The 12355-nt window shown below is 68.3% G+C and carries 6 protein-coding genes; all 6 read left to right on the top strand.

Going from position 1 to position 12355, the window contains the following annotated elements; translation table 11 throughout:
• Positions 1–2: 2 nt before the first annotated feature.
• The 6 genes from YIM_RS44310 (at position 3) to YIM_RS44285 (ending at position 12303) form a co-directional block, all read left to right on the top strand.
• The gene (locus YIM_RS44310; RefSeq protein ID WP_153037655.1) at positions 3–1220 is read left to right on the top strand and encodes an MCE family protein; all 1218 of its coding nucleotides are present in this window, start codon (positions 3–5) and stop codon (positions 1218–1220) included.
• Positions 1220–2488 (top strand): MCE family protein, encoded by a 1269-nt coding sequence (locus YIM_RS44305; RefSeq protein WP_153036034.1) that lies wholly within the window; start codon positions 1220–1222, stop codon positions 2486–2488. Before YIM_RS44310 ends, YIM_RS44305 begins: the two co-directional genes overlap by 1 nt.
• A 25-nt stretch (positions 2489–2513) precedes the next feature.
• Complete coding sequence (locus YIM_RS44300) at positions 2514–3092, top strand: hypothetical protein (protein WP_153036033.1); 579 nt, start codon at positions 2514–2516, stop codon at positions 3090–3092.
• 13 nt (positions 3093–3105) lie between these two features.
• Positions 3106–4137, top strand: a complete 1032-nt coding sequence (locus YIM_RS44295; RefSeq protein ID WP_228004394.1) for a hypothetical protein — start codon at positions 3106–3108, stop codon at positions 4135–4137.
• A 652-nt stretch (positions 4138–4789) separates the two neighbouring features.
• Positions 4790–8299: a DNA-directed RNA polymerase subunit beta gene (locus tag YIM_RS44290; RefSeq protein ID WP_153036031.1), complete on the top strand. Its 3510-nt coding sequence runs from the start codon at positions 4790–4792 to the stop codon at positions 8297–8299.
• Between the two features lie 92 nt (positions 8300–8391).
• Positions 8392–12303: a DNA-directed RNA polymerase subunit beta' gene (locus YIM_RS44285; RefSeq protein WP_153036030.1), complete on the top strand. Its 3912-nt coding sequence runs from the start codon at positions 8392–8394 to the stop codon at positions 12301–12303.
• Positions 12304–12355 lie beyond the last annotated feature (52 nt).

Here is a 12355-nt window from a genome sequence, read left to right as displayed (position 1 = left end):
AGCTGAGGCGCACGGGTTTCGCCGCGATCGGCGCGGTCGCCGCGGTGACCCTGTCCGGCTGCGGGTTCACCGGCATCTACGACATCCCGCTGCCCGGCGGCGCCGATCTCGGCGACCACCCGTACACGGTGAAGGTGCAGTTCCGGGACGTGCTCGACCTGATCCCGCAGGCCGGGGTGAAGCTCAACGAGGTGCCGGTCGGCCGGGTGGAGAGCATCGGGCTGGCGCCGGACGGCTGGACCGCCGAGGTCAGCGTGCTGGTCAACGGGAACGTGGAGCTGCCGTCGAACGCGCTGGCGAACCTGCGCCAGTCGAGCCTGCTCGGCGAGAAGTACGTCGAGCTGAGCCCGCCCGCCGAGGGCAAGGCGCAGGAACGGCTCGCCGACGGCATGCTCATCCCGGTCGAGCGGACCAATCGCAACGTCGAGGTGGAGGAGGTGCTCGGCGCGCTGTCCATGCTGCTCAACGGTGGTGGCGTGGAGCAGCTCAACACCATCACCAAGGAGCTGAACGCGGCCACCGAGGGCCGCGCACCGGACCTGAAGAACCTGCTCAACAACGCCAACGACCTGGTCACCAGCCTGGACGAGCAGTCGTCGAACATCACCCGCGCGCTCGACGGGCTGAACCGGCTCTCGTCCACCCTGAACGGCCAGCGCGACCAGATCGCCGGTGCGCTGGACAACCTCGGACCGGGGTTGAAGGCGCTGGAGGACCAGCGCGGGCAGCTGGTCACCATGCTGCAGGCGCTCAACGACCTGTCCGGCGTCGCCACCGACACGGTGAACAAGAGCCAGGAGGACCTGGTCGCCAACCTCAAGGCGCTGCAGCCGACGCTGCAGAAGCTCGGTGAGGCCGGGAACGACCTGCCGAAGGCGCTCGAACTGCTGCTGACCTTCCCGTTCAGCGACGCGGCCGTCGACGGCGTGAAGGGCGACTACTTCAACCTCTACGCCAAGATCGACCTGAACCTCAACGAGGTGCTGGCGAACCTGGGCCGCAGCAGGCAGAACCCGTTGCAGGACATCCTGCCCGAGGGGCTCGGGCTGACCGGCGGGCAGAACGGCGTCGATCCGAACGCACCGCCGCTGCTGCCGCTGCCGACTTCGACGCCGATCGGCACCGGTGCGCCTGCCGCGCCGACCGGCGGGCAGGCCCCGGCGCCGCAGCAGACCGGCATCGGTGGCATCTTCGACGTGCTTTCGGGAGGTGCCGGCTGATGTTGGTGCGCAGGACGAAGCTGCAGCTGGTGGCCTTCTTCGTGATCGCCGTGCTGTCCATCGTGTACGCGTTGTTCCGGTTCACCGACGTGGGCAAGGTGTTCGGCCAGGGCGGCTACACCGTCCACCTGCAGCTCGACTCCAGCGGCGGGATCTTCACCAACGCCGAGGTCACCTACCGCGGTTACAACGTGGGCCGGGTCGGCGAGCTGTCGCTGACCGAGCGCGGCTTGCAGGCCGAGCTGAACATCGATCCGGACATGCCGGAGATCCCGTCCGACCTGCAGGCGATGGTGGTCAACCGGTCCGCGGTCGGTGAGCAGTTCGTGGATCTGCGGCCGAAGCACGAGAACGGGCCGTTCCTGGCGGAGGGCTCGGTGATCCCGGCCGATCGCGTGGTCACCCCGGTGCCCACCGACCAGGTGCTCGGCGACCTGGACAGCCTGGCCTCCTCGGTGCCCACCGGCGCGCTGCGCACCGTGGTCGACGAGTCCTACGACGCCTTCCGCGGCACCGGCGACGACCTCCAGGTGCTGATGGACACCGCCCGCGACTTCACCAGGGCCGCGCAGGAGAACCTGCCGGCGACGGTCAACCTGCTGGAGCAGGGCGGCAAGGTGCTCGAGACGCAGAACGACCTGGCCGGGTCGTTCGCCTCGTTCAGCGGTGACCTGAACAAGCTTTCGGAGACGCTGAAGAACTCCGACGGCGACCTCCGCAAGGTGATCGGCGTGACCCCGCAGGTCGCCACTCAGATCAGCGAGGTGGTTCACGAGACCGGACCCGGCCTCGGCGCCGTGGTGGCGAACCTGCTCACCACGTCGAACCTGCTGGTCACCCGGCTGGACGGGCTGGAGCAGGGACTGGTCACCTATCCGCTGCTGTCGGTCGGCGCGCAGACGGTGGCGCCGGACGACGGCACCGCGCACCTCGGGCTGGCGCTGAACCTGTTCGACCCGCCGTCGTGCACCAAGGGCTACCGGGGCGTGGACGAGTTCCGCACCGGGAACCGGCCAGAGGACCTCACCCCGCGCCCGGCGAAGACCGATGCGTACTGTGCGGAACCCAAGGGCAGCCCGATCAACGTCCGCGGTTCGCAGAACGCACCGTACAACGGGGTGCCGGTGGTGCCGTCCGACGCGGAGCTGAAGGCCAACGCCAACCGCTCCCAGGAGGAACTGGCCGCGCTGCGCGGGGTGCCCGGGATCGCGGGCAGCCCCGGGCTCAGCCTGACCAGCCTGCCCTCGCTGTTCGGCCTGCCCGGCTGAGCAACCGTTTTTCGTCTGGAGAGTTATGGATTCGGAGCAGGACGCGGCGGCGACCGACGAGGTCGTGGTCAAGACCCCCGAGCCGCGGGACCGCTCGCGCCCGCTGCTGCTCGGCGCGGCGGCGCTGGCCACCGCGGCCTTCCTGGCGGCGGCGATCTTCGGCGTCCAGTGGATCGTCGCGGCCACCGGCGACGACGCCGAACTGGCCCAGGCGCGGGACGAGGTGCTGGTCGCCGGCACGGCCGCGGTGAAGGCGTTCACCGAGTTCGACTACAACAACCTCGACCAGTACTTCCAGAAGCAGCAGGAGCTGTCCACCGGCACGATCCAGCAGCAGGCCCGCGAGTCCGAGGGCAAGTTCCGCGAGGCGATCGGCCAGGCGAAGACGGTGGTGGTGTCCACCGTGCAGGACATCGCGGTGGAGGAGCTGAACGAGCACGAGGGCAAGGCGACCTGCCTGGTGGCGCTGTCCACGGACGTGACTCAGGGCACCCAGAAGGGGGTCAAGTCGCTGCGCGTGGAGATCGAGATGACCAGGGTCGGGGACGAGTGGAAACTGTCGAGCATCGGCAACGTCCCCGTCGTCGGCGCCGGACAGCAGTGAGGAGCTTGTACTGATGGCCAACCGTCGCCAGCCGCCCCGCCCCGGCAACACCCCGGTGCGGCGGCCCAAGGTGGCCGGCATCCGCAGGCCCGGCGCGGAGTCCGAGACCCAGTCACTGAACCGGCCCAGCCCGAAGCCGCGCCCGGCGCCGGCGCCCGCGGAGCCTGCCGAGCCTGAGGTTGCTCAGGCTTCGGTTGCCGACGCCGCTGAGACCGACGTGGTCGAGCCCGAGGCCGCCGAGGCTGAGGTCGCCAAGGCTGACGTTGCCGAGGCTGCGGACACCGATGTCGTGGAGACCGATGAGGCACCCGCGGAGGACGCGGCCTCGGAGGAGGCTCCGGCCAAGGCGAAGCCGAGCCCGCGGCCCAAGGCGAAGGCGCGGGACACCGGTGTGCTCAAGCCGTCCTCGGAAGACGAGGTCGAAGAACCCGTCGCGGCGGAGCCGTTCGCCCAGGTCTTCCCGGCGAAGCGGAAGCGCGGTGGCGTGCTGATCGCGTTGCTGCTGGTGGCCGCCGTGGTGTTCGCCGGGCTGGCCGTGTGGTTCAAGATCGAGGAGAGCGAGGTCTCCGCGTCGACGGACAACACCGCGCTGCTCGACGTGGCGAAGACCGCGCAGGTCAAGCAGGCCGTGACGAGCGCGGCCGAGGCGCTGTTCTCGTACGACTTCAACGACATCGCCAAGACCGAGAACGCGGCGAACGACCTGCTGGTCAACGACGAGGTCCGGCAGAAGTACAACGGCTTCATGGGCGAGGTGAAGCGGCTCGCGCCGGAGCAGAAGATGGTGGTGACCATGAAGGTCACGCGGAGCGCGGTGGTGCTGCTGGACGGAGACCGGGCGAAGGTGATGGTCTCCGCCGACCAGACCTCGACGCGGACCGCGCAGAACCAGACCTCGGCAGGCGGGGCGCAGATGTGGTTCACCACCGAGCTGCGCGACGGGAAGTGGAAGATCACCGACCTGAACACCTACTCGGGTGGCCAACCAGCCCAGCCCACCACCCCGGCCCCGGCGCCGGGTGCTCCGCCCGCTCCGGGGAACTGAGCCTCCTCCTTGGTGCCGTTCGGGCGCCCTGCTCGCACAGCTGGGCGCCCGAACGGGCGCTCAAGCGCGCCCGCTGGCGCTGAGCGCCCTCAGCGAGCCGCGTCGCTCCCCGGGCAGCCGTATCCCCGACGAGACATCACGCGTCACCGAAGCCACACTCGTGACACCCCCGGAACCGCCCCCGACCCACCCCGCTTCCGCGGGCAAAAGCCGGTCGAGGGGGGTTAAAGGCCTGGTGGGAGCACGCCGAGCGCTTGTGACTCTGTGCACAAGGGGGCTGCACGCTCCGCCATCCGGCGGAAAATCCGCTCGCGAACCTGCGGTTTGGCCTCCTGGCGGGAGTGGCATCTTGACTCGCGGTCTCCGGGGGGTCACGCTTACTCCCAACGGCCCGCCTCGTGCGGGAGGAGCAGGGCCGGTGGACACCGGGAAACCGGCGTCGTGGAAGGCAGGCGTATGAGGCTGGGCCCCCGTCGGGCGTGCCCCCTCGACAAGCGCGGCCTTCGGGGCTAGACTGCTTCTTTGCGCTGCCCTCTTTCAGGCTGCCCGAAGCAGGCAGCTAGGATGGTCGGCACCACCGCACCCTTGACAGTCCGTGTTACGCCCTGCTAGCGCGTCTGTCAGCCGCTCATTGTCCCTGGAAGGACGCATCTTGGCAGTCTCTCCCGCGAACCAGGCCACTGCTGCGACCACCTCGGCTGTATCTGCTTCGGAGTCTCCAGAGCTCTCGGCGATCCCCGGCGCCCCCAAGCGGGTGTCCTTCGCGAAGATCCGCGAGCCGCTGAGCACTCCGAACCTGCTGGACGTGCAGATCCGGTCATTCGAATGGTTCACCGGCGACGAGGCGTGGTTCGAACGCCGCGTCGAGGAAGGCGAAGAGAACCCGGTCGGCGGTCTGGAGGAGGTCCTCAACGAGATCTCCCCGATCGAAGACTTCTCCGGCTCCATGTCCCTCTCCTTCTCCGACCCGCGCTTCGACGAGGTCAAGGCCTCGGTCGAGGAGTGCAAGGACAAGGACATGACGTACGCGGCGCCGCTGTTCGTCACCGCCGAGTTCGTCAACAACAACACCGGCGAGATCAAGAGCCAGACGGTCTTCATGGGTGACTTCCCGGTGATGACCGACAAGGGCACCTTCGTGATCAACGGCACCGAGCGTGTCGTGGTGTCCCAGCTGGTCCGCTCGCCCGGTGTCTACTTCGACTCCAGCGTCGACAAGGCCACCGACAAGGACGTCTTCAGCACCAGGATCATCCCCAGCCGCGGCGCGTGGCTCGAGTTCGACGTGGACAAGCGCGACACCGTCGGCGTCCGCATCGACCGCAAGCGCCGCCAGCCGGTCACCGTGCTGCTGAAGGCGCTCGGCTGGACCACCGAGGCGATCCGCGAGCGCTTCTCCTTCTCCGAGACCCTGATGGCGACCCTGGAGAAGGACCACACCGCGGGCACCGACGAGGCCCTGCTCGACATCTACCGCAAGCTGCGCCCCGGCGAGCCGCCGACCAAGGAGAGCGCGCAGACCCTGCTGGAGAACCTCTTCTTCAAGGACAAGCGCTACGACCTGGCCAAGGTGGGCCGGTACAAGGTCAACAAGAAGCTGGGCCTGACCACGCCGTACGACACCGGGACGCTGACCGAAGAGGACATCGTCTCCACCATCGAGTACCTGGTCCGGCTGCACGCCGGCGAGGACAAGATGACCGTCGGCGACCAGACGATCCCGGTCGAGACCGACGACATCGACCACTTCGGCAACCGCCGCCTGCGCACCGTCGGCGAGCTGATCCAGAACCAGATCCGGGTCGGCCTCTCCCGCATGGAGCGCGTCGTCCGCGAGCGGATGACCACCCAGGACGTCGAGGCGATCACCCCGCAGACCCTGATCAACATCCGCCCGGTGGTGGCGGCGATCAAGGAGTTCTTCGGCACCTCGCAGCTCTCGCAGTTCATGGACCAGAACAACCCGCTGTCCGGGCTGACCCACAAGCGCCGCCTGTCGGCGCTCGGCCCCGGCGGTCTGTCCCGTGAGCGCGCCGGCATGGAGGTCCGCGACGTCCACCCGTCGCACTACGGCCGGATGTGCCCGATCGAGACGCCGGAAGGCCCGAATATCGGCCTGATCGGCTCGCTGTGCTCCTACGCGCGGGTCAACCCGTTCGGGTTCATCGAGACCCCGTACCGCAAGGTGGTCGAGGGCCGGGTCACCGACCAGGTCGACTACCTCACCGCGGACGAGGAGGACCGGTTCGTCAAGGCGCAGGCCAACGCCGTCATCGACAACGAGGGCAACTTCCTCGAGGACCGCGTCATGGTCCGCAAGAAGGGCGGCGAGGTCGAGCTGATCGACCCGCTGGACGTGGACTACATGGACGTCTCGCCGCGCCAGATGGTGTCGGTCGCGACGGCGATGATCCCGTTCCTCGAGCACGACGACGCGAACCGCGCGCTGATGGGCGCGAACATGCAGCGCCAGGCCGTGCCGCTGCTGCGCAACTCGGCGCCGCTGGTCGGCACCGGGGTGGAGCTGCGGGCCGCGGTCGACGCCGGTGACGTGCTCGTCGCCGAGCAGGCCGGTGTGGTCGAGGAGCTCTCCGCCGACCTGATCACGATCATGCACGACGACGGCACGCGGAAGAGCTACGGACTGTACAAGTTCCGCCGCTCCAACCACGGCACCTGCTTCAACCACCGCCCGATCGTCAACGAGGGCGACCGGGTCGAGCAGGGTCAGGTCATCGCCGACGGCCCGTCCACCGAGAACGGTGAGATGGCGCTCGGCAAGAACCTGCTCGTCGCGGTCATGCCGTGGGAGGGCCACAACTACGAGGACGCGATCATCCTGTCGCAGCGCCTCGTGCAGGACGACGTGCTCACCTCGATCCACATCGAAGAGCACGAGATCGACGCCCGCGACACCAAGCTCGGTGCCGAGGAGATCACCAGGGACATCCCGAACGTCTCCGAGGAGGTACTGGCCGACCTCGACGAGCGCGGCATCATCCGGATCGGTGCCGAGGTCCGCGACGGCGACATCCTGGTCGGCAAGGTCACGCCGAAGGGTGAGACCGAGCTGACCCCGGAGGAGCGCCTGCTCCGCGCGATCTTCGGCGAGAAGGCCCGCGAGGTGCGCGACACCTCGCTCAAGGTGCCGCACGGTGAGACCGGCAAGGTCATCGGCATCCGGGTGTTCTCCCGCGAGGACGACGACGAGCTGCCCCCTGGCGTCAACGAGCTGGTCCGCGTCTACGTGGCCCAGAAGCGCAAGATCCAGGACGGCGACAAGCTCGCCGGCCGCCACGGCAACAAGGGTGTCATCGGCAAGATCCTGCCGGTCGAGGACATGCCGTTCATGGAGGACGGCACCCCGGTCGACGTGGTGCTGAACACCCACGGTGTGCCGCGACGAATGAACATCGGCCAGATCCTCGAGCTGCACCTCGGCTGGCTGGCGTCGCAGGGCTGGAAGGTCGAGGGCAACCCCGACTGGGCCAAGAACCTGCCCGAGGAGCTGCACGACGTGGACCCGGGCACGAACACCGCGACCCCGGTGTTCGACGGCGCCAAGGAGGAGGAGCTGACGGGTCTGCTGTCGGCGACCAAGCCCAACCGCGACGGCGAGCGCATGGTCCGCCCGGACGGCAAGGCGGTGCTGCTCGACGGCCGCTCCGGCGAGCCGTTCCCGTACCCGGTTTCGGTCGGCTACATGTACATCCTGAAGCTGCACCACCTGGTCGACGACAAGATCCACGCCCGCTCCACCGGCCCGTACTCGATGATCACCCAGCAGCCGCTGGGTGGTAAGGCGCAGTTCGGTGGTCAGCGCTTCGGTGAGATGGAGTGCTGGGCGATGCAGGCCTACGGCGCGGCCTACACGCTGCAGGAACTGCTGACGATCAAGTCGGACGACGTGATCGGCCGGGTGAAGGTGTACGAAGCCATCGTCAAGGGCGAGAACATCCCGGAGCCGGGTATCCCGGAGTCGTTCAAGGTGCTGTTGAAGGAGCTGCAGTCGCTCTGCCTCAACGTGGAGGTCCTGTCCTCCGACGGTGCGGCGATCGAGATGCGCGACTCCGACGACGAGGACCTCGAGCGCGCCGCGGCGAACCTCGGCATCAACCTGTCCCGCAACGAGTCGCCCTCGGTGGACGACGTCGTTCAATGACCGCGCGACCCGGCTGCTGCCCGCCTCCCGCGAGCAGCAGCCGGGTCAGCCGCCCCCCGCTATTCGAAACAACCCCAAGGGGATGCAACGACGTGCTGGACGTCAATTTCTTCGATGAGCTCCGGATCGGCCTCGCCACCGCTGACGACATCCGCCAGTGGTCCTTCGGTGAAGTGAAGAAGCCGGAGACCATCAACTACCGCACGCTCAAGCCGGAGAAGGACGGGCTCTTCTGCGAGAAGATCTTCGGTCCGACCCGCGACTGGGAGTGCTACTGCGGTAAGTACAAGCGGGTCCGCTTCAAGGGCATCATCTGCGAGCGCTGCGGCGTCGAGGTGACCCGCGCCAAGGTGCGCCGTGAGCGGATGGGCCACATCGAGCTGGCCGCCCCGGTCACCCACATCTGGTACTTCAAGGGGGTGCCGTCGCGGCTGGGTTACCTGCTCGACCTGGCCCCGAAGGACCTCGAGAAGATCATCTACTTCGCGGCCTACGTGATCACCGGCGTGAACACCGAGCTGCGGCACAACGACCTGCCGACGCTCGAGAACGAGATCGGTGTCGAGCGCAAGAACCTCGAGCTCAAGCGTGACGCCGACATCGAGGCCCGTGCGCAGAAGCTGGAAGCCGACCTGGCCGAGCTGGAGGCGGAGGGCGCCAAGTCCGACGTCCGCCGCAAGGTCAAGGAGGGCGGCGAGCGCGAGATGCGCCAGCTCCGCGACCGCGCCGGTCGTGAGCTGGACCGTCTCGAAGAGGTCTGGACCACCTTCACCAAGCTCGAGCCCCGTCAGCTGATCGCGGACGAGCTGCTCTACCGCGAGCTGATCGACCGCTACGGCGAGTACTTCACCGGTGGCATGGGCGCGGAGGCCATCCAGAAGCTGGCCGCCGAGTTCGACGTGGCCGCCGAGGCGGAGAACCTGCGCGACACCATCCGCAACGGCAAGGGGCAGAAGAAGCTCCGCGCGCTCAAGCGGCTCAAGGTGGTGGCGGCCTTCCAGGTCACCGGCAACGACCCGCGTGGCATGGTGCTCGACGCCGTGCCGGTCATCCCGCCGGACCTGCGCCCGATGGTGCAGCTCGACGGTGGCCGCTTCGCCACCTCGGACCTGAACGACCTGTACCGCCGCGTGATCAACCGGAACAACCGGCTCAAGCGGCTGATCGACCTCGGCGCGCCCGAGATCATCGTGAACAACGAGAAGCGGATGCTGCAGGAGGCCGTCGACGCGCTGTTCGACAACGGCCGCCGCGGCCGCCCGGTGACCGGTCCCGGTAACCGCCCGCTGAAGTCGCTGTCCGACCTGCTCAAGGGCAAGCAGGGCCGGTTCCGCCAGAACCTGCTCGGCAAGCGCGTGGACTACTCCGGCCGTTCGGTGATCATCGTCGGGCCGCAGCTGAAGCTGCACCAGTGCGGTCTGCCGAAGGACATGGCGCTGGAGCTGTTCAAGCCGTTCGTGATGAAGCGGCTGGTCGACCTGAACCACGCGCAGAACATCAAGTCCGCCAAGCGGATGGTGGAGCGCTCGCGCCCGCAGGTGTGGGACGTGCTCGAAGAGGTCATCACCGGCCACCCGGTGATGCTGAACCGCGCGCCGACCCTGCACCGCCTCGGTATCCAGGCCTTCGAGCCGCAGCTGGTCGAGGGCAAGGCCATCCAGCTGCACCCGCTGGTCTGCGAGGCGTTCAACGCGGACTTCGACGGTGACCAGATGGCGGTGCACCTGCCGCTGTCGGCCGAGGCACAGGCCGAGGCCCGCATCCTGATGCTGTCGGCGAACAACATCCTCTCCCCGGCGTCGGGTCGCCCGCTGGCGATGCCGCGTCTGGACATGGTGACCGGGCTGTTCCACCTGACCCGCCTCACCGAGGACGCCGAGGGTGCCGGGCAGGCCTTCTCCTCGCCGGCCGAGGCCATCATGGCCTTCGACCGCAAGGCGATCAGCCTGCACGCGCCGATCAAGATCCGGGTCAAGGACCGTCAGCCCGCCAAGGCCGACGAGGCGCGCCTGGCCGAGAAGGGCTGGGAGCCCGGCAAGCCGTGGCTGGCCGAGACCACCCTGGGCCGCGTGCTGTTCAACGAGCTGCTGCCGGCGGACTACCCGTTCGTGAACGAGCCGATGCCGAAGAAGCGGCAGGCCGCGATCGTGAACGACCTCGCCGAGCGGTACTCGATGACCCAGGTCGCGCAGACCCTGGACCGCCTCAAGGACGCCGGTTTCTACTGGGCCACCCGGTCCGGGGTCACCGTCGCCATCTCCGACGTGCTGGTGCCCGACGAGAAGAAGGGCATTCTCGAGGAGTACGAGGGCAAGGCCGACCAGGTCGAGAAGCGCTACCAGCGTGGTCAGCTCTCGCACGCCGAGCGCAACAACGAGCTGGTCAAGGTGTGGACCCAGGCGACCGAGGACGTCGCCAAGGTGATGGAGGCGCACTTCCCCGACGACAACCCGATCTCGGTGATCGTGAAGTCCGGGGCGGCGGGCAACATGACCCAGGTCCGTTCGCTGGCCGGTATGCGTGGTCTGGTGTCGAACCCGAAGGGTGAGTACATCCCGCGCCCGATCAAGGCGAACTTCCGTGAGGGCCTGTCGGTGGCGGAGTACTTCATCGCCACGCACGGTGCCCGTAAGGGTCTGGCCGACACCGCGCTGCGTACCGCCGACTCGGGTTACCTGACCCGTCGTCTGGTGGACGTCTCGCAGGACGTCATCGTCCGCGAGGTCGACTGCGGCACCACCCGCGGCATCAACATGATCATCGGTGAGGACATCGGTGGCGGCAAGGTGCTGCGCGACCAGCACGTGGAGACCAGCGTCTACGCCAGGACCCTGGCGGCCGACGCGGCCGACTCCAGCGGCAACGTGGTGCTCAACGCCGGTGACGACCTCGGCGACCCGGCCATCGAGAAGCTGATCTCCAGCGGCATCTCGAAGGTCAAGGTCCGCTCCGTGCTGACCTGCGAGTCGGCCGTCGGCATCTGCGCCACCTGCTACGGCCGCTCGATGGCGACCGGTCAGCTGGTGGACGTCGGCGAGGCGGTGGGCATCGTGGCCGCCCAGTCGATCGGTGAGCCGGGTACGCAGCTGACCATGCGTACCTTCCACCAGGGTGGCGTCGCCGGTGACGACATCACCACCGGTCTGCCGCGTGTCCAGGAGCTGTTCGAGGCCCGCGTGCCGAAGGGCAAGGCGCCGATCGCCGACGTCGACGGCCGCGTGCGGATCGAGGAGAGCGAGCGGTTCTGGAAGATCACCCTGATCCCGGACGACGGGTCGGAGGAGATCGTGTTCGACAAGCTGTCCAAGCGGCAGCGGCTGGCGAACACCCCGGACGGCCCGCTGGGCGACGGCGACCACGTCAAGGTCGGCCAGCAGCTGCTCGAGGGCACGCCGGACCCGCACGAGGTGCTCCGCGTGATGGGTCCCCGCGAGGCGCAGATGCACCTGGTGGACGAGGTCCAGAAGGTGTACCGGGCGCAGGGTGTGTCGATCCACGACAAGCACATCGAGGTCATCGTGCGGCAGATGCTGCGCCGCGTGACGATCATCGACTCCGGTGCCACGGACTTCCTGCCGGGCGAGCTGCCCGAGCGGACCAAGTTCGAGGCGACGAACCGGGCCGCGGTCGCCGAGGGCGGCGAGCCGGCGTCGGGTCGCCCGGTGCTGATGGGGATCACGAAGGCCTCGCTGACCACGGACTCGTGGCTGTCGGCGGCGTCGTTCCAGGAGACCACCCGCGTGCTGACCGACGCGGCCATCAACGGCCGCTCGGACAAGCTCGTGGGCCTCAAGGAGAACGTGATCATCGGTAAGCTGATCCCGGCCGGTACCGGTATCAACAAGTACCGGAACATCCAGGTGCAGCCGACCGAGGAGGCGCGGGTCGCCGCTTACGCGATCCCGTCCTACGACGACGGTTACTACACCCCGGACGTCTTCGGCACCGGCACCGGTGCCGCCGTCCCGCTGGACGACTACGACTTCGGTCGCGACTTCCGGTAAACACGCGTTACCCGCGAGAGCCCCCGTTCCCTTCCTGGGAGCGGGGGCTCTA

Source organism: Amycolatopsis sp. YIM 10, assembly GCF_009429145.1.
Lineage (GTDB): Bacteria > Actinomycetota > Actinomycetes > Mycobacteriales > Pseudonocardiaceae > Amycolatopsis.
This window is presented reverse-complemented; position numbering and strand designations above follow the sequence as displayed.